Genomic DNA, 23,851 nt, shown 5'->3' on the forward strand with positions numbered 1-23,851 from the left:
CCCGCAGAATTGACGTGCGGGGGGACCGCGGCGTACCCGCGTCGCGGCTGCGCGGAAGAGTCGGGAGCGGACACACCAAGTGCCAGAGCTGGTCGTACAACTCACCAGGGTGGGCTTCCTCGTGCTGCTCTGGCTCTTCGTGTTCGCCGCGCTCAGAGTCGTCCGTTCGGACCTCTACGCGGCTTCGGGCATGCGCGTCCAGGTCCCTACCTTCGGCCGCAAGAAGGAGAAGAAGCCGCGCAACAGCAAGTCACCGCAGCAGCTGCTGGTGACCCACGGCGCGCTCGCCGGAACCCGCATCGCGCTGGACGGCAGGCCGATCCTGATCGGCCGCGCCGACGACTCGACGCTGGTGCTCGACGACGACTACGCGTCGACCCGGCACGCTCGGATCGCCCAGCGCGGTGAGGACTGGTACGTGGAAGATCTGGGCTCGACGAACGGGACCTACCTCGACCGGGCTAAGGTCACTGCACCCCTCCGGGTCCCGCTCGGAGTCCCCATCCGGATCGGCAAGACGGTGATCGAGCTTCGCCCATGACTCTCGTCCTCCGCTACGCAGCCCGCAGCGACCGGGGCCTGGTGCGTTCGAGCAACCAGGACTCCGTGTACGCCGGCCCTCGCCTGCTCGCGCTCGCCGACGGCATGGGTGGGCATGCGGCGGGTGAAGTGGCCAGCAAGGTGGTCATCGCCTCGCTCGCCCCGCTCGACGACGACGAACCGCGCGACGACCTCCTCGCCCAGCTGCGCGAGGCGGTGGCGAACGGCAACGCCGCGATCGCCGAACTGGTCTCGCAGGACCCCGACCTCGACGGCATGGGCACGACGCTCACCGCGGTGTTGTTCGCGGGCACCCGGCTGGGGCTGGTGCACGTCGGCGACTCGCGGGCCTACCTGTTGCGCGGCGGTCAGTTCGCGCAGATCACGCGCGACGACAGCTTCGTCAACGAACTCCTCGAACAGGGCCGGATCACGCCCGAAGAAGCGGCGGTGCACCCGCAGCGGTCGCTGCTGCTCAAGGCGCTGACCGGGCACGAGGTCGAGCCGAGCCTGACCGTGCGCGAGGCACGCGCCGGCGACCGGTACCTGATCTGCTCGGACGGCCTGTCCGGCATGGTCAGCGACGAGACGCTGGCCGAGGCCGTGCAGATCCCGGACCCGCAGCAGTGCGCGGACCGGATGATCGAGCTGGCGCTCAAGGGCGGCGGCACGGACAACGTCACGGTGATCATCGCCGACGTGGTCGACGTCGACTTCGGCGAGGACGCGCCCATCGTGGGCGGCGCCGCCGGGGACGGCAGCGACGAACTGCACCAGGGCGACTCGCCCGCGGCGCGGGCCAGGGCGCTGACCCAGCCGCCGCCGCAGCAGCGCCCGGAACTGCCGCAGCCGCGGGAAGACCCGAAAGCCCGGCGCCGGAAGCGGTTCCGCTGGCTGGCCGGTGCCCTCGTCGTGCTCGTGGTGCTCGCCGCGGCCGCCATCGCGACCCGGTACTTCGTGCTGAGTCAGTACTATGTCGGCGAGGGTGCGGACGAAGAGGTCGTGATCTACCGCGGCGTCCCCGGCAGCATCCTCGGTATCGACCTGCACACCTACGAGCAGGGCTCGTGCCCGCCCAACCAGGTGTGCACGGACAAGCTGCGCGTCAACCAGCTCCAGGAGGACGCGCGGCTGGCGGTGCAGAACGGCGTCAAGAAGGACAGCCTCGACGACGCCCGGAAGTACATCGACGACTTCCTGCAGCTGCACAAGCGCCTGAACAACTGCGCGCCGACGGGTGGTCAGACCTCGCCGACGCCGACCAATTCGGTCACGCCGACGACGACCCCGTCGGTTCCGGCCGGTTCCACCGCTCCGTCGTCGGCGAACCAGCCAGCGGGGAGGGACTGCTCGACGCCGAGTTCGACGGCACCGACGACGGGAGGCGGTAACTGATGGGCCAGCCCGTCGTGCGCGCCGCCGAACCGCTCGCCGCGCAGTTCCAGACGAACCCGCCGCGCGAGGTCCCGACCCGCCGCAACACCGAGCTGGTGCTGCTGGGGTTCGCCACGGTCATCGTCACCATCGCCCTGGTGCTGGTGGAGGCGAACCAAGAGCAGGAGCTGACCGCGTCGATCCTCTGGCTCGGCCTGGCCTACCTCGGCGTGCTGAGCGCCGCCCACCTCGCCGTCCGCCGGTGGGCGCCGTACGCGGACCCGGTGCTGCTCCCCTGCGTCGCGCTGCTGAACGGCATCGGGCTGGTCATGATCCACCGGATCGACCTGGCGCTGGCCGAACGGGCCGCGCAGAACGGCAAGGACTACACGCCCGCCGTCACCGCGCAGGTGCTCTTCACGGTGATCTCGCTGGTGTTCTTCGTCGTCGTGCTGATCGTGGTGAACGACCACCGCACGCTGACCCGCTACGGCTACACGGCCGGCCTGATCGGGATCGTCGCGCTGGCGCTGCCCGCTCTGCTGCCGTCGAGCCTGTCCGAGGTCAACGGCGCCAAGGTGTGGCTGAAGCTGCCGTTCTTCTCGATCCAGCCGGGCGAGTTCGCGAAGATCCTGCTGATGATCTTCTTCGCTTCGTTCCTGGTGTCGAAGCGGGACCTGTTCATGGTGGCGGGCAAGAAGCTCGTCGGTGTCGAGCTCCCGCGCGCCCGCGACCTCGGCCCGATCCTCATCGCCGCGTTCGTCTGCATCGGCATCCTGGTGTTCGAGAAGGACCTCGGCACCTCGCTGCTGTTCTTCAGCGTCATCCTGGTCATGCTGTACGTCGCGACCGAGCGGGTCATCTGGGTCGTCCTCGGCCTCAGCTTCTTCGCCGTCGGCTGCGTGATCGCGTACAACCTCTTCACGCACGTCCAGCAGCGCGTCGCGAACTGGCTGGACCCGCTGGCCACCTACGACCAGGCCGGCGGCGGCTACCAGCTCGCGCAGGGCCTGTTCGGGCTCGGCACCGGCGGCGTCGGCGGCACCGGGCTCGGTGCCGGGCGGCCGGACATGGTGCCCGAGGCCGCCACCGACTTCATCACCGCGGCGATCGGCGAAGAGCTCGGCTTCATCGGGCTGGCCGCGGTGCTCATGCTGTACCTGCTGGTCGCGATGCGCGGCATGCGCAGCGCGCTCGCCGTGCGCGACACGTTCGGCAAGCTGCTGGGCGGCGGGCTCGCGTTCACCATGGTCATGCAGATCTTCGTCGTCGTCGGCGGGGTCACGAAACTCATCCCGGAGACCGGTATCACCGCCCCGTTCCTGTCCAAGGGTGGTTCGTCGCTGCTCGCGAACTACATCCTGGTCGCGTTGCTGCTCCGCATCTCCGACGCGGCCCGCAAGCCGGCGTCCCGCCCGAAGCCGCAGCAGCAGCCGCAGGCGCCCATCGCGGAAGCGCACACGGTGCTCGTGCAGCGCCCGCCGGCGAACGGGGGCGCGCAGGCATGAACACCCCGCTCCGCAAGGTCGGCATGGCGATGCTCGTCATGATCGTCCTGCTGCTGGCCAACGCCACCTACATCCAGGTGGTGAAGGCCGACGACTACCGCACCGACTCGCGCAACGCCCGCGTGCTCTACGACGAGTTCGCCCGCCAGCGCGGCAAGATCGTGTCGCCCAACGGCGAGGTGCTGGCGAACGTCAACCAGTCCAACGACAAGTACAAGTACATCCGGACCTACGCCGACGGCCCGATGTACGCGCCGGTCACCGGCTACTACTCGATCAACTACGGCGCCGGCGGGCTCGAGCGCGCCGAGGACGACGTCCTCAACGGCTCGGACCCGCGGCTGTTCGTGCGGCGGCTGTCGGACATGGTCACCGGCCGCGACCCGAGCGGTGGCAACGTCCGGCTGACCATCGACCCGGCCGTGCAGAAGGCCGCGTACGACCTGATGACGCAGAAGGGCTACACCGGCGCCGTCGTCGCGATGGAGCCCAAGACCGGCCGGATCCTGGCGATGGTCTCGACGCCGTCGTACGACCCGAACCAGCTGGCCTCGCACACGTCGAAGGCGCAGACCGACGCCTGGAACGCGAACAACAAGGACCCGAAGAAGCCCATGCTGAACCGGGCGATCTCGGAGACCTACCCGCCGGGCTCGACGTTCAAGCTGGTCACCGCGTCGGCCGCGCTCGAAGACGGCAAGGGCCCGGACACCCCGATCGACCCGGCACCGAACACGAAGCTCCCCGGCACGAACGTCACGCTGGAGAACTACGCCGGCCAGGGCTGCCCCGGCACCACGTTCAAGGACGCGCTCGCGCACTCCTGCAACGTGCCGTTCGCGCAGTTCGCCGGCCAGCTGGGCGCGGACAAGATGAAGAAGACGGCGGCCAACTTCGGCATCGGGCAGACCGACCTGACCGTGCCGATGAAGGTCGCGGCGTCCACCGTCGGCCCGCTCGACTCGCAGGGCGCGCTCTACCAGAGCGGCATCGGCCAGCGTGACGTCCGGCTGACGCCCCTGCAAGACTGCTTGCTCGCGGCCACCGTGGCCAACGGCGGGATGGCGATGAAGCCGCAGCTGGTGCAGTCGGTACTGGCACCGGACCTGTCGACCATCGAGGACTACAGCCCCACCGAGCTCACCGGCACCGCGGCGCTGTCGTCGTCGAACGCCGCGATCCTCAAGGACATGATGATCGCTTCCGAGGGCTTCACCAAGGGCGGCGGCAAGCGCCCGGACATCCAGATCGCGTCGAAGACCGGCACCGCCGAGCACGGCACGGACTCCAAGAACACCGCCCCGCACGCCTGGTACACCGCCTTCGCCCCGGCGAACGACCCGCAGATCGCGGTCGCCGTCATCGTCGAAGACGGCGGCAACCGCGGGCTCGCGGCCACCGGCGGCACGGTCGCCGCGGAAATCGGCCGTGCGGCGATCAACGCCAAGCTCGGGGGTGGATAGCGCATGCTGTCCTCAGGCCAGCTGCTGGCCGAGAGGTACAAGCTGACGAGCCGGATCGCCGTCGGCGGGATGGGCGAGGTCTGGCAGGCCAGCGACACCCGGCTGGACCGGACCGTGGCCGTCAAGATCCTCAAGGCCGAACTCTCCGGCGACGCCGAGTTCCTCCACCGCTTCCGCACCGAAGCGCGGATGACGGCTTCCCTCAACCACCCCGGTATCGCCGCGGTGCACGACTACGGCGAGACCATCTTCGACGGCGACCTGTCGATCGCGTACCTGGTGATGGAGCTCGTCGACGGCGACCCGCTGGCCGGGCTGCTGGCCAAGCACGGGCGCCTGTCGGCCGAGTTCACGCTCGACATGCTCGAGCAGGCGGGCAACGCGCTGCAGGCCGCGCACGAGCAGGGCCTGGTCCACCGGGACGTCAAGCCGGGCAACATCCTGGTGACGCCGGCGGGCCAGGTGAAGATCACCGACTTCGGGGTGGCTAAGGCGGCCGACGCGGCCCCGGTCACCCGGTCCGGCATGGTCATGGGCACCGCGCACTACATCGCGCCGGAGCAGGCGCTCGGGCACCCGGCGGAGCCGGCGTCCGACGTCTACTCCCTGGCCGTGTGCGGTTACGAATGCCTCGCCGGGCACCGGCCGTTCCTGTCCGAGAACGCCGTGACGGTCGCGATGATGCACATCCGCGACATCGCGCCGCCGCTGCCGCCCGACGTGCCGCCCGCGGCGCGCGCGGTGATCGAGGCGACGCTGGTGAAGGATCCGCGGCAGCGCTACAACAACGGCGGCGAGTTCGCGGCCGCCGTCGCCGCGGTCCGCGCCGGGCTGCCGCTGCCTACGCCGTCCGGGCTGGTCAACGCCGCGTACGCGACCGGACAGCAACCGCAGCAGCAGCAACCGGTGCAGCAGATGCCCCCGCCGCAACAGCAGCAGATGCCGGTCGGCCCGCCGTCGCCGGCGGTGAACCCGATGGTCGCGATCGGCCCGCCGTCGCGGCCCGTGATGCGCCCGGCCATGGTGCCGGTCGCCAGGAAGAAGTCCCAGTGGGGCTGGTGGGCGCTCCTCGCGGCGATCCTGCTCGTTGTCCTGGTGGCGGCCATCGTGCTGGTGGCGAAGATGATCGGCAGCTCCGGTTCGCCGCCGCACACCGGCCAGACGCAGAGTCAGGTGGTCCCGGGCAGACAGCCGCCCACGGAGAACCCGCCCGTATCGAGCGCCTACCCGGCGGACTCTCCCGGCACGACCGACGATGGCCAGCAAGGCATCATGACCGCACCTTGGACGGAATGGAACGGCACCCAGAGATGAGCACACCCAGACTGCTCTCCAACCGGTACGAGCTGGGCGAGACGCTCGGCTACGGAGGCATGTCCGAGGTCCATCACGGCCACGACGTGCGCCTCGGCCGTGAAGTCGCGATCAAGATCCTCCGTGCCGACCTCGCCAGGGACCCGCAGTTCCAGGAGCGCTTCCGCCGTGAGGCGCAGAACGCCGCCGCGCTGAACCACCCGGCGATCGTCGCGGTCTACGACACGGGTGAAGCGAACACCGAGTTCGGGCCGCTGCCGTACATCGTCATGGAGTACGTCGAAGGCCGGACGCTGCGCGACATCGTCAAGACCGAGGGTCCGATGTCGCAGAAGCGGGCGATGGAGGTCATGGCCGACGTCTGCGCGGCGCTGGACTTCTCGCACCGCCACGGCATCGTGCACCGCGACGTCAAGCCGGCCAACGTGATGATCACGAAGAACGGCGCGGTCAAGGTGATGGACTTCGGCATCGCGCGCGCGATGCACGACGGCCAGTCCTCGATGACCCAGACGGCCGCGGTGATCGGCACGGCGCAGTACCTGTCGCCGGAGCAGGCCCGCGGCGAGTCGGTCGACGCCCGTTCCGACGTCTACGCCGCCGGCTGCGTGCTGTACGAGCTGATCACCGGCGAACCGCCGTTCACCGGGGACTCCCCGGTCGCGGTGGCCTACCAGCACGTCCGGGAAGACCCGAACCCGCCGTCGTCGGTGAACCCGGCGGTGGCGCCCGAGCTGGACGCCGTCGTGCTGAAGGCGCTGGCCAAGGGCCCGGCGAACCGCTACCAGTCGGCGGCGGAGATGCGCTCGGACCTGGTGCGCACCCTGTCGGGCCAGCGCCCGGTCGCGCCGATGGTGATGTCCGAAGACGAGCGCACGCAGGTGATGAACGCCGACCGGCGGCAGCCGCAGCGCTACGAGGAGTACGCCGAGCCGGACGACGAAGACCCGAAGGCGAAGCGCCGCCGTCGCACGATCCTGGCCGCGCTGGCCGCGGTGTTCGTGCTAGGCGCGGTGCTGCTGATCATGTGGCTGTCGGGCTCGTTCAAGAGCAACAACGACACGGCCACCGCGGCGGTCCCGGACGTGCTGCACCAGACGGTGCCCCAGGCTCGCGAAACGTTGATCACCAAGGGCTTCAACGGCACGGTCGAGACGAAGAACGTGACCTGCGTGGTGCAGCCGACCGACGGCAGCCCGTCGTGCACCCAGGACGACGTCAACCGGGTCATCAAGATCGACCCGGGGGTCGGCCTCTCCGTCGCGACCAACACGAAGATCACGCTGTACGTCGGCGTCGCGCCGGGCAAGGCCAGCGTGCCCGACCTCAAGGGCAAGACGCGTGACCAGGCCGAGCAGGCCCTGACCGAGACGAAGCTGACGCTCGACCCGAACGTCGAAGAGGTCGAGGTCGACGACCCGAGCCAAGCCGGCCTGGTGCAGTCGCAGACGCCGACCGCGGGGTCCGAGGCCGACCAGGGCAGCAGCGTGAAGATCACGGTGGCCAAGTCCAAGCAGCTCAAGCAGGTCCAGGACTTCACCGGCAAGCCGTACTCGCAGGCCAAGGCGGCGCTGGAAGGTCAGGGCTTCAAGACCAAGAAGGTCGAGCAGGCTTCCGACTCGGTGCCCAAGGACAACGTCATCACGCAGAACCCCAACGGCGGGTCGCTGGCGGTGAACTCCACGATCACGTTGACGGTGTCGACGGGTCCGGAGAACCAGAACCAGATCGAAATGCCGACCCTGGTGGGGATGACGGTCGACGACGCCCAGCAGAAGCTGGCGAGCATGGGCTGGACCGGAACCCTGCGGCAGCAGTCCGACAAGACCAGCAAGCAGCCTGAGGGCACGGTCACCAAGCAGAGCGTGCCGCCGGGTACGCCGATCACCAAGGACCAGACCATCTCGGTGTCGGTGTCCGAAGGCAACGGGGGGTTCCCGTTCCCGACGACCACGACGCCGACGAACTGACGCGCTGACGAAGAAGGCCCGCACGGCGAACCGTGCGGGCCTTCTTCGTCGGTCAGGGTTTGTCGAGAAATCCTTGGACGGCACCGAGAACCTGCTCGGCGTCGCTTCCGGCGCCGAAGTCGAGCTCGAGTTCCTCGGCCGCGCCGGAGCGTTTCACCTTCAGGGAGACGCGGGCTTCGCGGCAGCGCCGCAGCCACGCGAAGAGTGAGCGGCAGAAGACGCCGGCGGAGTTGCTCGTCACGCCGACCAGGACGGCGTCGATGAGCTGGACGCGGCCGCGGAGTTCGTCTTCGCCGCGCAGCCAGGCGGCGAGCTCCGGGAGCCGGCCGTCGGAGTCTGGCACGGTGATCGCGACGATCCCTGCCGTCACCCGTTCTCCCTTCACCCGGAACCGGAGAGGCCCCGAACCTTAGTCGGCCGCGTGGTCCCGCTGGAAGCCCGGGGGGAAATTGAATTCTGCAATTTGCAGTCAGGAGCGACGGCGCACGAGCCTGGAGACACCGAGGAAGCTGGCGGCGAGCACCACCACCGACGTCACCACCGCCAGCACGAGCGGCCCGCCGACCGGTTCTTCGTCGGTGAGGGCGTGCAGCAGCGGGTGGACCAGCGGGATCTTCGCCAGCAGTACGACGATCAACGTGATCACCGCGGCGAGCACCGTCCAGCCGATCCGGTTGACCAGCAGCCGCGAGCACGGCAGGGCGATCGCGATGCCCAGCAGCGCGCACGCGAAGTGGGCGAGCAGCCCGATGCCCAGTGCCGACGGCTGGAACTTGACCGACTTGAGCGCCGACCACACCTCGGTGATCACGGTGAGGACCAGCGAGCAGGCCAGCACGGTGAGGATCGCCCCGGTGATCATCCGCCGCCAGTGGCGCGCGTGGCTCAAGGTGACCAGCCGCTGCACCGGGTCCTCGATGTCGAGCAGCGCGATCGTCAGCCAGCACGAAACGACCAGCAGGCCGCCGGCGCTGACGCCGAACAGCGGCAGCGGCGGCGAGTTCGGGTCGGCGTAGAGGATCACGCACAGCGCGAGGTACGCCAGCAGCGCCGGCAGGTACCGCTGCGAATGGCCGAGCAGCGCCAGGTAGTACCGCGTCATGGCGAACACGGCGCCACCTCCCGCACCGACCAGCCGTCCTTGAGGGCTCGCAGCAGCACGGCGTCGACCGACCCGACCTCGACGGTCAGCACGACCTGGGTGCCTTCGACGACCGCGTGCCGCACCCCGGGCTCGTCCGCCCAGTCGGTGCCGCGCCCCCGCAGCACGATCCGCGTGGTCGGCTCGGCGCTCTCCGCCGTGAGCCGGCCCTGGTCCATGAGGTGGACGACGTCGGCGTGGTCGTGCACCACCTGCGGCCGGTGGTCGGTGAACACGACGCTCGCCCCGCGCGCCCGCGTCTCGGCGACGAGCTCACCGAGGACGGCGTGCGTGCCGACGTCGAGCCCGGACCACGGCTCGTCGAGGATCAGCAGGTCGGGCCGGACCATCACGGCCTGCGCGAGCCCCACCTTCTGGGCGTTGCCCTTGGAGAGGGTGCGCAACGGAGCCGTCGGGCCGCCGACCAGCGCGAGCCGGTCGAGCAGCGGGTCGATCACCGAGAGGTCGGCCAGGCCGTGGATGCGCGCCATGTGCCGCAGGTAGGCGCGGGCACCCATGCGCTGGCCGGCCGGGAAGCGGTCCGGCAGGTAGCCGATCCGCGGCGTGCCGGTGAGGGTCCCGGTCGTGGGCTGCGAGACGCCGGCCATGATCCGCAGCAGCGTCGACTTGCCCGAGCCGTTGCTGCCGAGGACACCGACGACGTGCCCGGGCTCGACGGTCAGGTCGACGTCGCGGAGGACGAAGTCACCGCGTCCGTACCGCTTGCCCACCCCCGCGAGCCGGATCACGCAACGGCGGCCTTCTGCAGGGCCTTGGTCGCCCGCTCGAGCTCGTCGACGCGGGCCGGGTCGACCGGGTGGCCGGCCGCGGCCATCCAGTTCGCGAGCATCCGGTGGCCGCCTTCGGTGAGCACGGACTCCGGGTGGAACTGGACGCCTTCGAGGGGCAGTTCGCGGTGGCGCATGCCCATGACGATGCCGGACTCCGTGCGCCCGGTGACCTCGAAGACGTCGTCCGGAATGGTGTCGGGCACCACGGTCAGGGAGTGGTACCGGGTGGCGGTGAACTCTTCCGGGAGGCCCTTGAGGACGCCGGCACCGCTGTGACGCACCTGGCTCGTCTTGCCGTGGAGCAGCTCGGGCGCGCGGTCGACGGTCGCGCCGTAGACGACGCCGAGCGCCTGGTGGCCGAGGCAGACGCCGAGCATCGGGGTCGACGTCTCCGCGCACTTGCGGACGACGTCCATGCTCTGACCGGCGCGTTCGGGTGTCCCGGGGCCGGGTGAGACCAGCACGGCGTCGAACTCGGGAACGCGGTCGAGGTCCACGACGTCGTTGCGCCAGACCGTGCAGTCGGCGCCGAGCTGGGCCAGGTACTGGACCAGGTTGTAGACGAAGCTGTCGTAGTTGTCGACGACGAGAACGCGCATGGCGACGAGCTTACCGGCTCCCACCTGGTGGACCGTACGCCAAATCACATTTTAGGTTAGGTGATCCTAACTTACCGTGGAGCGAGTGAGCCGATCTCTTCGTGTAGCCGTGGTGGGTGCCGGTCCGGCCGGCATCTACGCCGCCGACATCCTGGACAAGTCCGACGCCGATGTGACGATCGACCTGTTCGAACGGATGCCGGCGCCGTTCGGCCTGATCCGGTACGGCGTCGCGCCCGACCACCCGCGCATCAAGGGCATCGTGACGGCGCTCCACAAGGTGCTGGACAAGCCGAACATCCGGCTGCTGGGCAACATCGACTACGGCACCGACATCAAGCTCGACGAGCTGCGTGAGTTCTACGACGCGGTGATCTTCTCGACCGGCGCGTCCGCCGACCGCGCGCTCGACATCCCGGGCATCGACCTGGACGGCAGCCACGGCGCCGCCGACTTCGTGTCCTGGTACGACGGCCACCCGGACGTGCCGCGCGACTGGCCCCTCGACGCCACCTCGGTCGCGGTCCTCGGCGTCGGGAACGTGGCGCTGGACGTCGCGCGCATCCTCGCGAAGACGGCCGACGAGCTGCTGACCACCGACATCCCGGACAACGTCTACCAGGGACTGAAGACCAGCCCGGTGACGGACGTCCACGTGTTCGGCCGCCGCGGGCCGGCGCAGGCGAAGTTCACGCCGCTGGAGCTGCGGGAGCTGGACCACTCGCCGAACGTCGAGGTCATCGTGTCCCCGGAGGACATCGAGTTCGACGACGGCAGCATCGCGGCGCTGCGGGCGTCGAAGCAGATCGACATGGTCGTGAAGACCCTGCAGGAGTGGGCGATCCGCGAGCCGGGGTCGCGGCCGCGCCGGCTGCACCTGCACTTCTTCCACTCGCCTTCCGAGGTCCTCGGCGAGGACGGCCGCGTGACGGGCCTGCGCACGGAACGCACCGAGCTGACCGGCGACGGCACCGTGCGCGGGACCGGCGAGTTCCACGACTGGGACGTCCAGGCGGTGTACCGCGCGGTGGGTTACCTGTCGTCGCACCTGCCGGAGCTGCCGTTCGACCACGGGGCGGGCGTGGTCCCCAACCAGGCCGGCCGCGTGCTGGACCTGGACGAGAACCAGGTCCCTGGCGTGTACGTGACGGGCTGGATCAAGCGTGGCCCGATCGGCCTCATCGGCCACACGAAGGGCGACGCGGCGGAGACGATCGCGAGCCTGCTGGCGGACACCGACACGCTGACGGCCCCCAAGTACGGCTCCCCGGACGCGATCCTGGACTTCTTGGCGGCGCGGGGCATCCCGTTCACGACCTGGGAAGGCTGGGGCAAGCTCGACGCGCACGAGAAGGCGCTGGGCCTGGCCGCGGGCCGCGAGCGGATCAAGGTCGTGGAGCGCGAAGAGATGACCCGGGTTTCGCACGGCTAAGCGGCACCGAGGTACGCCAGTACGGCGAGCACGCGGCGGTTCGTGTCGTCCGAAGCCGAGATCCCGAGCTTCGCGAAGATGTTCGCCGTGTGCTTGCCGACCGCGCCCTCGCTGAAGTGCAGCCTCGATGCGATCGCCGCGTTGGAACAGCCTTCCGCCATCAGGCCGAGGACCTCGCGTTCGCGCGGGGTCAGGGCGGCGAGGGGGTCGGAAGCGTTGCCCGCCAGCAGTTTGGCGATCACCTCGGGGTCCATCACCGTGCCGCCGGCCGCGACCCGGCGGACCGCGTCGATGAACTGGTCCGCGTTGAAGACCCGGTCCTTCAGCAGGTAACCGATCGCGCCGGTGCCGTCGGCCAGCAGCTCGCGCGCGTACAGCTGCTCGACGTGCTGGGACAGCACCAAGATCGGCAAGCCCGGGATTTCGCGCCGGGCCGCCAGCGCGACCTGCAGCCCTTCGTCCGTGTTCGTCGGGGGCATGCGGACGTCCACAATAGACACTTCGGGGCGGTGGGAGCGCAACGCCGCCGCCAGTTCCGGGCCACTGCCGACCGCCGCGACGACGTCGAAGCCGTGTGCTGCCAACAGGTGCGTCAAGCCGTCTCGGAGGAGGTACTGGTCCTCGGCGACGACGGTTCTGGGTCGATCTGACACGGGATCTCCAGGGTCGCCTTCGTCGGGCCGCCGAGCGGGCTGGTCAGCGTCAACCTACCGTCGAAGCCGCCCAACCGGCGCTCGATTCCCCGGAGCCCGGAACCACGGGCCGGGTTCGCGCCGCCCGGGCCGTCGTCGGTCACCACCACGGTCAGCAGGTCGTCGGCGAACCCGACCTCGATCGACGCGCGCTTCGAGCCGTGTTTCGCCGCGTTGCCCAGCAGTTCCGACACCGCGAAGTACGTGCACGCCTCGACCGGCTCCTCGACCCGGCCCGGCAGCGAGCCGGTGACCTCCGTCTTCAGCGGGCTGTCCAAAGCGAGCGCGCGCACGGCGTCGAGCAACCCGCGTTCGGACAGCACCGGCGGGTGGATGCCGCGGATCAGCACGCGCAGTTCGGTGAGCGCCTCCGACGACGCCGCGCGCAGCTCGGCCGCGAGCCGCTTCGCCGCCGCCGGGTCGGTGTCGACCAGCGCCTCGACCGCGCCGAGCTTCATCCCCATCGCGACCAGCCGCGACTGGATCCCGTCGTGCAGGTCGCGTTCGATCCGCCGCAGCTCCGCCGCCTGCGTCACCGTGACGTCGCTGCGGGTCTGCTTCAGCCGTTCGACGCGCGCGGCGAGCCGGGTCGCCTCCGTCGGGCCCAGCCAGCCGCGCGCGAACCGCGCCTGCTGCCGCGCGAGCCAGGGTGCCGGCCACAGGCCGGCGACGACCATCGCCAGCATGACCGGGGTCTGCGCGAGCGCGCCGAGGTGCGTCGACACCTCCGGCAGCGGGAACCAGCCGACCGGCGACGACACGAACGGCCGCCACACCCAGAGGGCCCCGAGGCCGATGAGTCCCCGGGTGACCAGCACGACCGTCGGCAGGAGCAGGACGAACGAAACCAGCGTGCCGAGCACGGCGCCGGCGAGGTCGCGCCAGGTGGCGCGGTCGCGCAGGACCCACCGCGTGCGGGCGTGCTGGACCGGCCAGAACGGCTCCTCGTGCAGCTGCTTGCCGACCTGGTAGAGCCCATCGGGGCGGGGCACCGGCAAGCCCGGTGGCGGCAGGTACGGCCGGGCGATCCGCACCCCGGTCCAGTTCCCGGCCTCCCGGCGCAGCGTGTCCGTGACCGACCGGGTCCACAGGACGACCGGCACGGCCAACGGCGGGAAGCCGACCATGAGGACCAGCTGCGGTACCGAAAAGATCAGCTGCACCAGGGAAAGCGCGAAGATGCCGCCCTGGTGGCCCAGCGCTTCGAGGTGCCGGTGGAGCCAACTCTTGCGCGGCTCGGCGGGCGGCCGGGGGCCGATCCACCAGCGGGTCCACCGGCCGTAGCCGCGCAGCACCACCGGGCCGCCGAGCAGGACGGCGACCGGCAGCAGCAGCGTGACCGGCGGGTTCACCAGCTGCCAGGTGAACTCGCGGCCCGCCGCCGGGTCTTCCAGCGCCCACGTGAGCCGGTGCTGCCAGCGGATCCAGAACGCGCGCTTGTAGAGCTGGTTGCCGTCGCGGTACCAGCCGTCGCGTTCGCGGACCGGTTCCGGCGGCTCGGGCCGGTACGGCGAGGCGATCTCGATGCCGCACCAGCGCGCGGCCAGCGTCCGCGCCACCCTCGATCGGCCGCGCGTCCATTCGACCGCGGGGTCGAGGAAGAACACCAGGCCGACGCACAGCAGCGCGAACGCGATCAGCTCGACCAGCACGTCGACCCAGCTGACGAACGCGAACGCGGCCAGCGCGCAGGCCCGCCCGAGCGCACGCAGGTACGTCATCCGGCACCTCCTTCCCCCGGATCTTCGCCGGACCACCCGCGTCCGCGCACTGGCCGAAGCTCCCCGGCCGGGGTGGGGCCAGGCCCACCCCCGCGTCAGCAAAACCCTACTTGAGCTGGGGATTCAGCGTCATTACCGGCGGCCGCGAACCTTCGTAGCGTCGTAGCCATGCCCCTCATCGAAGTCACCGATCTCCGCAAGCGCTACGGCACCCGGGTCGCGGTCGACGGCGTTTCGTTCACCGTCGAGCGCGGCGAAATCTTCGGCATCCTCGGCACGAACGGCGCCGGGAAGACCACCACCGTCGAATGCCTCCAGGGCCTGCGCCGGGCCGACGGCGGGGAGATCTCCGTGCTCGGCCTCGACCCGGCGACGGACCGCGCTGCGCTGGCCCGCCGCGTCGGCGTGCAGCTGCAGGAAAGCCAGTTGCCGCCGAAGCTGCGGGTGCGCGAGGCGCTGGAGCTGTTCGCCTCGTTCTACCCGGACCCGGCCGACGTCGACGTCCTGCTGGACCAGCTCGACCTCCGCGACCACGCCCGCAGCTTCTTCGGGAGGCTGTCCGGCGGCCAGAAGCAGCGCGTGTCGATCGCGCTGGCCCTGGTGGGCCGCCCCGAGCTGGCGATCCTCGACGAGCTGACCACCGGGCTCGACCCGCACGCCCGCCGCGAGACGTGGCGGCTGGTCGAAGGCGTCCGCGCCACCGGCGTCACGGTCCTGCTGGTCACCCACTTCATGGACGAGGCCGAGCGGCTCTGCGACCGCGTCGCGATCTTCGACGCCGGGCGCGTCGTCGCCACGGGCACCCCGACCGAGCTCCGCGCCGCGGCCGGAGCCTCCACTTTGGACGACGCGTTCGTCTCGCTCACGAGGAGCACGCTGTGAACACCTTCGCCAAGCTCACCGCCACCGAGACCCGGCTCTTCCTCCGCTCGCCGTTCATGGCGATCGCGGGGCTCCTGCTGCCGACCGCCGTGCTGCTGGCCGTCGGCGCCATCCCGGGCATGACGGAGCCCAGCCCGGCCGCCGGCGGGTACCGCTTCATCGACGCGTGGGTGCCGTCGCTGGTCGTCGTCAGCCTCGCGATGCTGGCCCTGCAGTCAATCCCCGGCGCCGTCGCGACCTACCGCGAGCAGGGCGTGCTGCGCCGGCTGGCCACGACGCCGGTGCACCCCGTCAACCTGCTGGGCGCGCAGCTGCTGATCCACGTCGTGGTCGCGCTGGCGGGCATCGGCCTGGTGCTCGCGGCGGCCAACGCGGCCTACGACGTCCCGATGCCGAAGCACCCGCTGCTGTTCCTGGTGACGCTGCTGCTCGGCACGGTCTCGATGTTTTCGTTCGGCCTGCTGGCGGCCGCGGTCGCCCGGACGGCCAAGGCGGCGGGCGGGTTCGCGCTGATCGCGTTCATCCCGACGATGTTCTTCGGCGGCGTGTACCTGCCTCGGCCGCTGCTGCCCGAGGTCCTCCGCCGGATCGGCGACTACCTCCCGCCGGGCACGCAGCCGCTGCAGGACGCCTGGGTCGGCACCGGCGTGCAGCCGCTGCAGCTCGTCGTGCTCGCCGCCTTCGCGGTCTGCGGAACGGCGTTGGCGGCGCGGCTCTTCCGCTGGGAGTGACCACCCTTCCGCCAAAGTGGTGATGATCATCGTTTTCTCTTGTGGCGAGACCACCGGGCAGGTAGCCAGGGAGGTGGCCCTGCTCAAACTGGAGGTTCGATGTCCCTGGACGTGTCACCCGCGCTGCTGGAGAAGGCCGAGCGCGGGGAGGTCACCGACGCCGAGTTCGTCACCTGCGTCAAGGAATCCCTGCCCTACGCCTGGGAGGTCATCACGGGCGTGATCGCCGACGCCGAGGGTGCGGCGGACGGCTTCGCCGACAACGAGACGCCGCCACCGAGCGAGGCCGCCCGCGGGCAGCTGCTGCGGGCACTGGCCTCCGACGCGATCCGGGGTGGCCTCGAGCGGCACTTCGGCGTCAAGCTGGCCTTCCAGAACTGCCACCGGGTCGCGGTGTTCAAGAACTCCGAGCTGGACGGTGACCGCTACCGCGCGTTCGTCTCGCCGCGCGGCCAGCTGCTCAACCAGAGCCCGGAGCTGCGGGACTGCTAGCCCGCAGCGCGGGCAGCACCTCGGTGCCGATCCGCGCGATGTTCGCGTACGTGCCCTCCGGCGTACCCGACGCTTCCACGAGCATCAGCACGTGGGAGACGCCGGTGCGCCGGAGGCTCGTTTCCAGGGTCCGGACGCAGTGCTCCGCGTCGCCGACCGGGTGGATCGCGCAGAGCCGTTCGGTGTACTCCCCCGGATCGCGCGACGGCCCCGGCCGCCCGTCGACGGTGACGTGCGCGCCGAGCCCGTCCTTCAGCCACCCGGGCAGGGCGCTCCGGACGACGTCGGTGTCGCCCACCTGGCAGAGCACGGTCGAGACGTGGTCCGCGGGCTTCCCGTAGGCGGCGACGGTGGCGGCCTTCTCGTCGTCGTCGGCGTGCAGGCCGAGCAGCAGCGGCAGGCCCCGATCGGCGGCTTGGCGCACGGCGGCCGACTCCGGCCCACCACACGCGACGACGACGTCCGGCCGCCGTTCCGGCGCGGGCACCACGGGCACCTCCCGGAACGCGAAGTGCCGTCCGTTGGCTCGTGCCCGGCCGGTGGTTGCCTCGAGAAAGACGTCGAGGGTCTCTTCGAAGCCGGTCTCGTAGCGGTCCAGCCCGGTGCCGAAGACCTCGAGGTCCTGCCACGGCCCGCCGCGCCCGACACCGAGCCGCAGCCGCCCGCCGGAGACGGCGTCGAGCATCGCCCACTGCTCGGCCAGCGCCACCGGGTGCGTCGTCGACAGGACGCTCACCGCGGTCCCGACGCCGATCCGCGACGTCCGCCCGAGCACGTGCCCGGCCAGTGTGATCGCCGACGGGCACACACCGTAGGGCAGGAAGTGGTGCTCGGCGAACCAGACGTCGTCGAAGCCGGCCTCTTCGGCCAGCTCGGCGGCGCGCACCGACCGGCGGAGGACCTCACCGTCCCCCTGGCCGGGGAAGCGTCCGCTGACCAGGAAGAGCCCGAACCTCAAGATCCCAGCCCGACGAGCAGCCGCGCGGTCGGCAGCCCGCTCTCCAGGTACTGCACGAACAGCCGGTTGTGCAGCGCCCACGGCGACCGCCGCTGCCGGACGAGGGCGATCGCCTCCGGCACGCCCAGCCCGAGCTCGACCAGCGCCTGGACCACGACCAGACCCGACCGGTTGAGCCCGGCGTGGCAGCGGACGAGCGTCTTGCGGCCCGCGCGCACCGCCTCGGCGGCGAGCACCGCGAAGCGCTCGACCTCGCCGATCTGCGCCTCGCTCAACGGCCCGTCCGGCATCTCGGCGAAGTGGTGCTCGACGCCGGGCGGCGGACCGTGCCCGTCGCGCTGGTACAGGCTCAGCACGAGGTCGAACTCGCGCCCGACGACGACCGGTTCCTCGCCCGCGCGGACGTGGCCGCCCATCCACAGACCCGGCCGGATCTCGTTCCAGGGCGACTCCGGCGGCGGGTTGTCCCGGTCCTTCTGGCGTGTCTTCACGGCGGCCCCTCTCCCGAGAAGGGCAACGGACCGCACGCCCGGCGGGTTCCGGCTCAGTTGACCGCGACCTCGTTGAACCACAGGCGCGGCTCCAGCCACGGGAACACCACGAACATCAGCAGCGCGACCACGCCGAGCGCGAGCACCACGGCGATCATCAGCTTGACCGCGAACGGGCCGGGGAACTTCCGCCAGAGCCAGGCGTACATCAGGACTCCCCGATCTTCGAAAGCAGGTCGCCGTAGTCCTTGACCTGGTTCTTCGGCACCTGCTGGGTCAGCACCGACGTGATGATGAGCCGCTCGCGGGCGGAGAACTGCGGGTGGCAGGTGGTGAGCGTGAGCAGCGCGGCCTGCTGGGCCTTCGGCAGCACCTCGGCGTCCTTGTACGGGACCGGGTTCACCGCGGTGCCCTGGCTGGGCAGGACGACCTTGCGGCCGAACGTCTCGCTGTACGCGCCGCCGTCCTCGGCGTTCGCGTCGCGGAGGGTCGAGACGCCCTTGCACTGCGGGTCCGCGCCCTTGCCGCCGGCCCAGTTCTCGACCTCGTCGTCGTACGGCAGGACCTTGTAGATGTAGAAGTCGGTCGAGGTCTCGATCACGATCTGGTCACAGGAGGAGAGGTTGTCCAGGTCGTTGAACGGGGCACCCTTGCCGACGCGGTGGCCGGCGACGGCGAAGTTGCCGGGCTCGCCGGGCAGCGCCGTGCCCTTGTAGTGACCGGGGCCGACTTCGAGGGCGGTCTCGTCGGTGCCCTCCTGGATCGTGAAGTTGTAGTCGACGCCGAAGCTGGGGATGTGGATGCGGGCGAACGCCTTGCCGTCGATCAGCTCGGGGTGCAGCGTGCGGTCGTGCGCCCACTCGCCGTCGAGCTGGTCGCTCGCCTCGGACTGCTTGCCCGCCGAGAACAGGTCGGTCACGTAGAGCTCGTAGACCATGAACAGCAGCACGACCAGGCCGAGCGTGATGAGGATTTCGCCGGCGGTCCGGATCGCGACGCCACCCTTGCCCAGGGGCGCCGGAGCGGGCTTCTCCTTGGTCGCGGTGCCGCCCTTGCCGACCGGGGCGAAGACGATGGTCTCCTCGTTGGCGCCGGGCGGCGGGGCCGGGCTGGTGTAGCGGCGCGGCGGCGGGCCCTGCGGACGGCGGGGTGCCTGGTCACGGGGCCCGCGCACGGGCTGGTCGGGCAGACGGCGGCGGGGCGGCACCTGGCCCTGTCCGCGCGGGGGCGTGGCCGGGGTGCGGCGCGGGGGCACTGGCCGCTGCCCGGGGTTTCTGCGCCGGTCGTCATCCGGTCCTTCGCGCGTAGCCACGCAAGCTCCTCTCAAGCCGCGTCGAACACTTGGTGACCCCGACGTCACGGTACGGGAAATCCGACCACTCCCGGCCGCTGCTTTCCTGCGGTCATTTACGTTAACGTGTGCACGTGGCGCTGGTTGCGCACCCTCAGCGGGACATCGCCACCAGACGAGCCCGAACAGCACCGCGAGGAACACACGATGCCCAAGTCCAAGGTCCGCAAGAAGACCGCTTACACCCCGCCTGCCGACCGGCGTACGCCGGTGAAGGTGCGGGCCGCCGGTCCCACCGGCCTCGCCTGGAAGATCCCGATGTTCGGGTTGATGCTCCTGGGCCTGGTCTGGCTGCTGGTGAACTACATCGCCGGCGACAAGATCTCCTGGATGGCCGACCTGGGCAACTGGAACTTCGCCGGCGGGTTCGCGCTGATGATCGCCGGGTTGCTCATGACTATGCGCTGGCGCTGATTATTACTCCGAATGGCGGCTTGACGCCGAATTACACCGGTGTGACTCATCCCCAGTGTGGATAACCCCTGTGGATAACTACCCCACCTCTTGGGCGCCGCGGCAGGCCGTTGTGGTATCGGCCTGGGCCGTCACCGCGTTGCTCCTGGTCGGCGTGGTGGCCGACGCTCTCGTCGGCGACCGCGGCGGACTGGTGCTGTTCGCGCTCGCGGCGGTGGCCGTCGGGCTGTTCGCCGCCCACGCGACGCTCGTCCGGCCGCGGCTCGCCGCCGACGCCGAGGGCCTCCTGGCCCGCACGCTGAGCGGCACGCACCGGCTGCCGTGGGCGCAGACCCGGACCCGGCTGCGCACGACCCGGCGGCTGGGCCGCGACGGCGTCACGCTCGAAGTCGAGCACGACGACCAGCTGTACATCTTCGGGTGGCTCGACCTCGGCGAGGACCCGCGCGACGTCCTGGACGTCCTCAGCACGCTGCGCGCGCGGAGCTAGCCGCAGCTGTAGAGCTCCTGGCCGCGGTACTGGACGAAGTGGCACGTCTGGGCCGCCACCTCGGTGTCCTTGTAGATCAGCAGGCCGATCATCGCGACGACGAGCACCGCGACCCCGACCGCCTGCCAGGTCGCCTGGCGCGCGCTCGGCGCGTACAGCAGCGCCACGGTGACCAGCGCGCCGGTCACCAGGCCGCCGACGTGGCCGAGGATCGAGATGTTCGCGACGCCGAAGGTGATGAACGCGTTCAGCGCGAGCGTGATGATCAGCCCGGTGGGGTTCAGGCGCAGCTTCAGCACGATGACCGCGTAGGCGCCCATCAGGCCGAACAGCGCGCCGGACGCGCCGGCGGTGCCGCCGTCGAGGCTGTCGAAGAGCAGCACGGCAGTGGACGCGCCGAGCATCGAGACGAAGTAGAGCGCGAGGTAGCGGATCTTCCCGAAGACCGGCTCGAGCGCGCGGCCCATCATCCACAGCGAGAACATGTTGACCGCGATGTGGATCGGCCCGTAGTGCAGGAAGCCCGAGGTGAACAGGCGCCACCACTCGTCGGCGCCGAACGTCGCCTGGCCCCACAGCACGCCGAGCTGGAAGACGTCGGACACCTGGTTGTCGCTCAGGCTCCTGGCCTGCATCGCCGTGACGACGAAGACGACGACGTTGACCGCCAGGATGGCCTGGGTCGCCAGGACGGACCGCGACGGCCGGGCGCCGGCGATCGTGCGGACGCCGAACCCGGCTTCCTGGTAGTCGCGGTGCTGACGGCGCTGCTGCTGGCCACCGGCGTGCACGCAGTCGGTGCACTGGAAGCCGACGGGCGCTTCGCGGAGGCAGTCCGGGCACGCCGGACGCCCGCACCGGGAACAGCTCAGCCCGGTCGGGCGGTTCGGGTGCCACCAGCACCCGGGCAGCGCGGCTTGCGGTTCGGCGGCGGGATTCGGCGGTTGGTTCACGATGGAACCAACCTACCGAAATCTCTGGGGCCGAGCCCCAGGCCCCGCCGGGGGACGAGGTCCCCCGGACCCCCGAAGCGGGGGCCTCCCAGCCTCAGCCCTCGTGGTCGATCGTGACCTTCTCGATCACGATGTCGGTCAGCGGACGGTCCGCCGGGCCGGTCGACGTGCGGGCGATCGTGTCGACGACCGTGCGCGACTCCTGGTCGGCCACCTCACCGAAGATCGTGTGGCGGAAGTTCAGGTGCGTGGTCGGCGCGACGGTGATGAAGAACTGCGAGCCGTTGGTGCCGGGCCCGGCGTTGGCCATGGCCAGCAGGTACGGCTTGCTGAACTGCAGCTCCGGGTGGAACTCGTCGCCGAACTTGTAGCCGGGGCCGCCGCGGCCGGTGCCGGTCGGGTCGCCGCCCTGCAGCATGAAGCCGTCGATGACCCGGTGGAAGATCGAACCGTCGTAGAAGGGGCCGGAGTTGGTGCCCGCCGCGTTCGGCTGGGTGTACTCCTTGGTGCCCTCCGCGAGCCCGACGAAGTTCGCGACCGTCTTCGGCGCGTGGTCGGGGAACAGGTTCAGGTGGATGTCACCCTGGTTGGTGTGCAGCGTCGCTTTCACGCGCTTCATGGTGCCACTTGTTCCCCTTATCGGGGGGTCCGGGGGCTTTGGGGGGTGAGTAACCGGGTACTCACGCAGGAAGACGGAGCGAAGCAGCTCGAAAAAGGGCACGATAGGTTACGGGCAACAGAGCAGTGCCAAAACGATTGATGAGGTGAAGGCCATGTCCCGGGCGACAGCCCAGGCCGTCGAGGCCGCCGACAAGCTCGTCTCCGAGGGGGCCAAGTCCGGCCGCCGCGTGCAGAAGCAGCTGGCGAAGAAGACGGAACTGACCCGCAAGGAGCTCAAGAAGAGCTCGAAGGCCGCTCGCAAGGAGGCCCTCGCGCGGCTCTCCGAGCTGCGCAAGCCAGGCCGCAAGGCGAAGAAGGCCGCCATCAAGGCCGCGAAGGCGGCCGGCGAGTCGAAGCGCCGCGGCAAGAAGGACTTCAAGGCGGCGAAGAAGGACTTCTACGCCGCTGTCGTCGAGGCGAAGTCCGCGGCCAAGGGCACGCGCAGCCGTCGCCGCTGGCCGTGGCTGGTCGGTCTGCTCGTGGTCGGCGCCGGCGCCGCCTACGTGCTCCGCTCGAAGCAGGAGCCCCCGGTCGCCCCCGCGCCGCCGAAGGCCACCCCGCCCGCGCCGCCGAAGCCGGCCGAAGCGACGAAGCCGGGTCCGACGGCGAACGGCAAGGCGCCGTCCCCGGCGCCCGCCGAAAAGAAGAACTGAAGCCGACGCGAAGAGGCCCCCGGGGGGTGCACCCGGGGGCCTCTTCAGTCGTGCCTGAGGATTGATCAGACCGCGGCGGCGTGCTTGTCGATCAGCGCGCCGAGACGGGGCAGCGCCTCCTCGACGTTCTTCTTGCCGTTCGGGCGCAGCTTCGAGTAGACCTTCTTGATGCTGTCGCGGCTGCTCTTCTCCGCGCGGGAGTCGGTGACGGTGAGCAGCGCGTCGGATGCCTCGTCCGAGCGGCTGGTCAGGTACGCGCCGAAGTCGTTGCCGCCCTTGGCCCGGTAGTCGCCGTAGAACGGCTCGAGGGCGTTGGCGAAGTCGTCGAGCAGGGTGTCGACGGCCGAGGGGATGATGCCCGGCTTGATCTTCTTGACGGCCGCGAAGCCGGTCTTCACGACGGCACCGGAAACGCCGCCCTTGTCGGAGACCTCCGCGTCCACGAGGCCTTCCAGGTCGCTCACGACAGCCGGGCGCCGGCTGGAGTCGAGCAGGATTTCCTTGAGGGTGTCAGCCACGAATCTTGTCCTTTTGTCGTTGCAGTAAGTGCCCCGCCCCGGGACAACCGCGCGGCGGCTCCCGGTCTGCTGCGGTGCGCGAATCCCGAGGGGGTGGACTTGCGCGTGCCGCACAGGGTAATACAAGATCAACATCACTCACCCGTGTGGAGCCCGCTACCTAGAGCTTCAGGGCAGCGATAGCCTTCTTCGCCACTGTGCGTGCCTTTACGCTCTGCTTCTGGTTGGTGGTCACCACGACTGCTGATGCCCCCTTCGAGACCGCGTAAACGGCGCCGTCGTCGGTCGACTGGTAGCCGCCCTTCCAGCCGGACGGGTCGCTCGCCGGGTTGGACGAGTCGATCGGCGCGGCCTTGTTGACGAGCGCCGTCGCCGTCTTCGCGTCCCCGACGTACACCCGCACGGTGAGCTGGATCTTCCCGTCGGGGCGGTAGAAGAAGCACGCCGGGTGTGGCTGGTCGGTGGACACGCGCACCTTGGAGACGTGCTGGCCGTTCGACTCCGCCACGAATTCGCTGCCGAGGTACGGGCAGTCTTCGGTCGCCCCCGGCTGGGGGTCCGGCGGCAGCTCGGCGCCGGCGGCCGCCCCGGTCGACGCGGACGGCGGGCTGGGGGCCGCGGTGCCGGACACGATGCTGGGGCCGCAGCCGGCCAGCAGCGCCACGGCGGGCGCGAGAAGTACGAGTCGTCGCATAGCGCGCACAGTCAACCAT

The 23,851-nt window shown here is 70.4% G+C and carries 27 protein-coding genes; 13 read left to right on the top strand and 14 right to left on the bottom strand.

Annotation, left to right across the window (positions count from 1 at the left end; all coding sequences use genetic code 11):
- Positions 1–79: 79 nt before the first annotated feature.
- Genes ACH54P_RS29160 through pknB form a run of 6 tightly spaced genes read left to right on the top strand, consistent with a single transcriptional unit; the run spans position 80 to position 8,169 of the window.
- Positions 80–541, top strand: a complete 462-nt coding sequence (locus ACH54P_RS29160) for an FHA domain-containing protein FhaB/FipA (RefSeq protein WP_003079002.1) — start codon at positions 80–82, stop codon at positions 539–541.
- Positions 538–1,935: a PP2C family protein-serine/threonine phosphatase gene (locus ACH54P_RS29165; protein ID WP_489906540.1), complete on the top strand. Its 1,398-nt coding sequence runs from the start codon at positions 538–540 to the stop codon at positions 1,933–1,935. The genes ACH54P_RS29160 and ACH54P_RS29165 overlap by 4 nt, the downstream gene beginning before the upstream one ends.
- The gene (locus ACH54P_RS29170; protein ID WP_489906541.1) at positions 1,935–3,422 is read left to right on the top strand and encodes an FtsW/RodA/SpoVE family cell cycle protein; all 1,488 of its coding nucleotides are present in this window, start codon (positions 1,935–1,937) and stop codon (positions 3,420–3,422) included. Before ACH54P_RS29165 ends, ACH54P_RS29170 begins: the two co-directional genes overlap by 1 nt.
- Positions 3,419–4,885: a peptidoglycan D,D-transpeptidase FtsI family protein gene (locus ACH54P_RS29175; RefSeq protein ID WP_489906542.1), complete on the top strand. Its 1,467-nt coding sequence runs from the start codon at positions 3,419–3,421 to the stop codon at positions 4,883–4,885. Before ACH54P_RS29170 ends, ACH54P_RS29175 begins: the two co-directional genes overlap by 4 nt.
- 3 nt (positions 4,886–4,888) lie before the next feature.
- Entirely contained in the window at positions 4,889–6,199 is a 1,311-nt protein-coding gene (locus tag ACH54P_RS29180) for a serine/threonine-protein kinase (protein ID WP_489906543.1), read from the top strand.
- Positions 6,196–8,169 (top strand): Stk1 family PASTA domain-containing Ser/Thr kinase, encoded by a 1,974-nt coding sequence (pknB, locus tag ACH54P_RS29185; RefSeq protein WP_489906544.1) that lies wholly within the window; start codon positions 6,196–6,198, stop codon positions 8,167–8,169. The genes ACH54P_RS29180 and pknB overlap by 4 nt, the downstream gene beginning before the upstream one ends.
- Positions 8,170–8,221: 52 nt before the next feature.
- Here the strand turns inward: pknB and ACH54P_RS29190 are convergent, their stop codons facing one another.
- The 4 genes from ACH54P_RS29190 to ACH54P_RS29205 all read right to left on the bottom strand — a co-directional run bounded on the left by ACH54P_RS29190 (position 8,222) and on the right by ACH54P_RS29205 (position 10,700).
- Positions 8,222–8,539 carry an effector-associated constant component EACC1 gene (locus ACH54P_RS29190; RefSeq protein ID WP_489906545.1) on the bottom strand — a complete coding sequence of 106 codons (318 nt, stop codon included), beginning with the start codon at positions 8,537–8,539 and terminating at the stop codon, positions 8,222–8,224.
- Positions 8,540–8,638: 99 nt separating this feature from the next.
- Positions 8,639–9,280 (bottom strand): hypothetical protein, encoded by a 642-nt coding sequence (locus tag ACH54P_RS29195; protein ID WP_489906546.1) that lies wholly within the window; start codon positions 9,278–9,280, stop codon positions 8,639–8,641.
- Positions 9,268–10,059, bottom strand: coding sequence for an ATP-binding cassette domain-containing protein (locus ACH54P_RS29200; RefSeq protein WP_489906547.1), 792 nt, complete (start codon positions 10,057–10,059; stop codon positions 9,268–9,270). The genes ACH54P_RS29195 and ACH54P_RS29200 overlap by 13 nt, the downstream gene beginning before the upstream one ends.
- Positions 10,056–10,700 carry an aminodeoxychorismate/anthranilate synthase component II gene (locus tag ACH54P_RS29205; RefSeq protein ID WP_489916686.1) on the bottom strand — a complete coding sequence of 215 codons (645 nt, stop codon included), beginning with the start codon at positions 10,698–10,700 and terminating at the stop codon, positions 10,056–10,058. The genes ACH54P_RS29200 and ACH54P_RS29205 overlap by 4 nt, the downstream gene beginning before the upstream one ends.
- A gap of 112 nt (positions 10,701–10,812) precedes the next feature.
- Here ACH54P_RS29205 and ACH54P_RS29210 point away from each other — a divergent pair, with 112 nt between their 5' ends.
- Positions 10,813–12,132 carry an FAD-dependent oxidoreductase gene (locus tag ACH54P_RS29210; protein WP_489916688.1) on the top strand — a complete coding sequence of 440 codons (1,320 nt, stop codon included), beginning with the start codon at positions 10,813–10,815 and terminating at the stop codon, positions 12,130–12,132.
- Here ACH54P_RS29210 and ACH54P_RS29215 read toward each other — a convergent pair.
- Both ACH54P_RS29215 and ACH54P_RS29220 read right to left on the bottom strand, forming a co-directional pair.
- The gene (locus ACH54P_RS29215; RefSeq protein ID WP_489906548.1) at positions 12,129–12,785 is read right to left on the bottom strand and encodes a response regulator; all 657 of its coding nucleotides are present in this window, start codon (positions 12,783–12,785) and stop codon (positions 12,129–12,131) included. The genes ACH54P_RS29210 and ACH54P_RS29215 overlap by 4 nt on opposite strands.
- Entirely contained in the window at positions 12,725–14,545 is a 1,821-nt protein-coding gene (locus ACH54P_RS29220; protein ID WP_489906549.1) for a sensor histidine kinase, read from the bottom strand. The genes ACH54P_RS29215 and ACH54P_RS29220 overlap by 61 nt, the downstream gene beginning before the upstream one ends.
- A 168-nt stretch (positions 14,546–14,713) precedes the next feature.
- Here ACH54P_RS29220 and ACH54P_RS29225 point away from each other — a divergent pair, with 168 nt between their 5' ends.
- From ACH54P_RS29225 to ACH54P_RS29235, 3 genes are all read left to right on the top strand, one after another.
- Complete coding sequence (locus tag ACH54P_RS29225; protein ID WP_489906550.1) at positions 14,714–15,427, top strand: ABC transporter ATP-binding protein; 714 nt, start codon at positions 14,714–14,716, stop codon at positions 15,425–15,427.
- Positions 15,424–16,158, top strand: coding sequence for an ABC transporter permease (locus ACH54P_RS29230; RefSeq protein ID WP_489906551.1), 735 nt, complete (start codon positions 15,424–15,426; stop codon positions 16,156–16,158). The genes ACH54P_RS29225 and ACH54P_RS29230 overlap by 4 nt, the downstream gene beginning before the upstream one ends.
- Positions 16,159–16,257: 99 nt before the next feature.
- Positions 16,258–16,650: an SCO5389 family protein gene (locus ACH54P_RS29235; RefSeq protein WP_257922765.1), complete on the top strand. Its 393-nt coding sequence runs from the start codon at positions 16,258–16,260 to the stop codon at positions 16,648–16,650.
- Here ACH54P_RS29235 and ACH54P_RS29240 read toward each other — a convergent pair.
- The 4 genes from ACH54P_RS29240 to ACH54P_RS29255 are packed head-to-tail and all read right to left on the bottom strand — an operon-like array spanning position 16,619 to position 19,354.
- The gene (locus tag ACH54P_RS29240) at positions 16,619–17,608 is read right to left on the bottom strand and encodes an LLM class flavin-dependent oxidoreductase (protein WP_489906552.1); all 990 of its coding nucleotides are present in this window, start codon (positions 17,606–17,608) and stop codon (positions 16,619–16,621) included. The two genes, ACH54P_RS29235 and ACH54P_RS29240, sit on opposite strands and share 32 nt — an antisense overlap.
- Positions 17,605–18,099: a protein-tyrosine phosphatase family protein gene (locus tag ACH54P_RS29245; RefSeq protein ID WP_489906553.1), complete on the bottom strand. Its 495-nt coding sequence runs from the start codon at positions 18,097–18,099 to the stop codon at positions 17,605–17,607. The genes ACH54P_RS29240 and ACH54P_RS29245 overlap by 4 nt, the downstream gene beginning before the upstream one ends.
- Before the next feature lie 53 nt (positions 18,100–18,152).
- Positions 18,153–18,308, bottom strand: coding sequence for a hypothetical protein (locus ACH54P_RS29250; protein WP_489906554.1), 156 nt, complete (start codon positions 18,306–18,308; stop codon positions 18,153–18,155).
- Positions 18,308–19,354, bottom strand: a complete 1,047-nt coding sequence (locus tag ACH54P_RS29255) for a class E sortase (RefSeq protein WP_489906555.1) — start codon at positions 19,352–19,354, stop codon at positions 18,308–18,310. The genes ACH54P_RS29250 and ACH54P_RS29255 overlap by 1 nt, the downstream gene beginning before the upstream one ends.
- Before the next feature lie 243 nt (positions 19,355–19,597).
- On the opposite strand from ACH54P_RS29255, the gene crgA reads away from it, so the two are divergent.
- Together crgA and ACH54P_RS29265 are read left to right on the top strand one after the other, a co-directional pair.
- Entirely contained in the window at positions 19,598–19,864 is a 267-nt protein-coding gene (crgA, locus tag ACH54P_RS29260; RefSeq protein ID WP_043787021.1) for a cell division protein CrgA, read from the top strand.
- A 112-nt stretch (positions 19,865–19,976) separates the two neighbouring features.
- Positions 19,977–20,354 (top strand): PH domain-containing protein, encoded by a 378-nt coding sequence (locus tag ACH54P_RS29265; RefSeq protein ID WP_489906556.1) that lies wholly within the window; start codon positions 19,977–19,979, stop codon positions 20,352–20,354.
- Here the strand turns inward: ACH54P_RS29265 and ACH54P_RS29270 are convergent.
- Both ACH54P_RS29270 and ACH54P_RS29275 read right to left on the bottom strand, forming a co-directional pair.
- Positions 20,351–21,307, bottom strand: a complete 957-nt coding sequence (locus ACH54P_RS29270; protein WP_489906557.1) for a rhomboid family intramembrane serine protease — start codon at positions 21,305–21,307, stop codon at positions 20,351–20,353. The genes ACH54P_RS29265 and ACH54P_RS29270 overlap by 4 nt on opposite strands.
- A gap of 94 nt (positions 21,308–21,401) precedes the next feature.
- Positions 21,402–21,926 carry a peptidylprolyl isomerase gene (locus tag ACH54P_RS29275; RefSeq protein ID WP_489906558.1) on the bottom strand — a complete coding sequence of 175 codons (525 nt, stop codon included), beginning with the start codon at positions 21,924–21,926 and terminating at the stop codon, positions 21,402–21,404.
- Positions 21,927–22,080: 154 nt separating this feature from the next.
- Between ACH54P_RS29275 and ACH54P_RS29280 the strand changes: the two genes are divergently transcribed.
- A complete protein-coding gene (locus tag ACH54P_RS29280) occupies positions 22,081–22,620 on the top strand; it encodes a hypothetical protein (RefSeq protein WP_489906559.1) in 540 nt (179 codons plus the stop codon).
- 65 nt (positions 22,621–22,685) lie between these two features.
- Here the strand turns inward: ACH54P_RS29280 and ACH54P_RS29285 are convergent, their stop codons facing one another.
- Both ACH54P_RS29285 and ACH54P_RS29290 read right to left on the bottom strand, forming a co-directional pair.
- The gene (locus ACH54P_RS29285) at positions 22,686–23,138 is read right to left on the bottom strand and encodes a DUF6918 family protein (protein WP_489906560.1); all 453 of its coding nucleotides are present in this window, start codon (positions 23,136–23,138) and stop codon (positions 22,686–22,688) included.
- Between the two features lie 160 nt (positions 23,139–23,298).
- Positions 23,299–23,832 (bottom strand): DUF2020 domain-containing protein, encoded by a 534-nt coding sequence (locus ACH54P_RS29290; protein WP_489906561.1) that lies wholly within the window; start codon positions 23,830–23,832, stop codon positions 23,299–23,301.
- Between the last annotated feature and the right edge of the window lie 19 nt (positions 23,833–23,851).

It is taken from the genome of Amycolatopsis sp. N2S4-7 (assembly GCF_058119595.1).

Coding starts and splice junctions, on each gene's coding strand:
- ACH54P_RS29165 (WP_489906540.1), top strand. CDS start 538: ATGACTCTCGTCCTCCGCTACGCAGCCCGCAGCGACCGGGGCCTGGTG.
- ACH54P_RS29170 (WP_489906541.1), top strand. CDS start 1,935: ATGGGCCAGCCCGTCGTGCGCGCCGCCGAACCGCTCGCCGCGCAGTTC.
- ACH54P_RS29175 (WP_489906542.1), top strand. CDS start 3,419: ATGAACACCCCGCTCCGCAAGGTCGGCATGGCGATGCTCGTCATGATC.
- ACH54P_RS29180 (WP_489906543.1), top strand. CDS start 4,889: ATGCTGTCCTCAGGCCAGCTGCTGGCCGAGAGGTACAAGCTGACGAGC.
- pknB (WP_489906544.1), top strand. CDS start 6,196: ATGAGCACACCCAGACTGCTCTCCAACCGGTACGAGCTGGGCGAGACG.
- ACH54P_RS29205 (WP_489916686.1), bottom strand. CDS start 10,700: ATGCGCGTTCTCGTCGTCGACAACTACGACAGCTTCGTCTACAACCTG.
- ACH54P_RS29220 (WP_489906549.1), bottom strand. CDS start 14,545: ATGACGTACCTGCGTGCGCTCGGGCGGGCCTGCGCGCTGGCCGCGTTC.
- ACH54P_RS29225 (WP_489906550.1), top strand. CDS start 14,714: ATGCCCCTCATCGAAGTCACCGATCTCCGCAAGCGCTACGGCACCCGG.
- ACH54P_RS29235 (WP_257922765.1), top strand. CDS start 16,258: ATGTCCCTGGACGTGTCACCCGCGCTGCTGGAGAAGGCCGAGCGCGGG.
- ACH54P_RS29250 (WP_489906554.1), bottom strand. CDS start 18,308: ATGTACGCCTGGCTCTGGCGGAAGTTCCCCGGCCCGTTCGCGGTCAAG.
- crgA (WP_043787021.1), top strand. CDS start 19,598: ATGCCCAAGTCCAAGGTCCGCAAGAAGACCGCTTACACCCCGCCTGCC.
- ACH54P_RS29275 (WP_489906558.1), bottom strand. CDS start 21,926: ATGAAGCGCGTGAAAGCGACGCTGCACACCAACCAGGGTGACATCCAC.
- ACH54P_RS29280 (WP_489906559.1), top strand. CDS start 22,081: ATGTCCCGGGCGACAGCCCAGGCCGTCGAGGCCGCCGACAAGCTCGTC.
- ACH54P_RS29290 (WP_489906561.1), bottom strand. CDS start 23,832: ATGCGACGACTCGTACTTCTCGCGCCCGCCGTGGCGCTGCTGGCCGGC.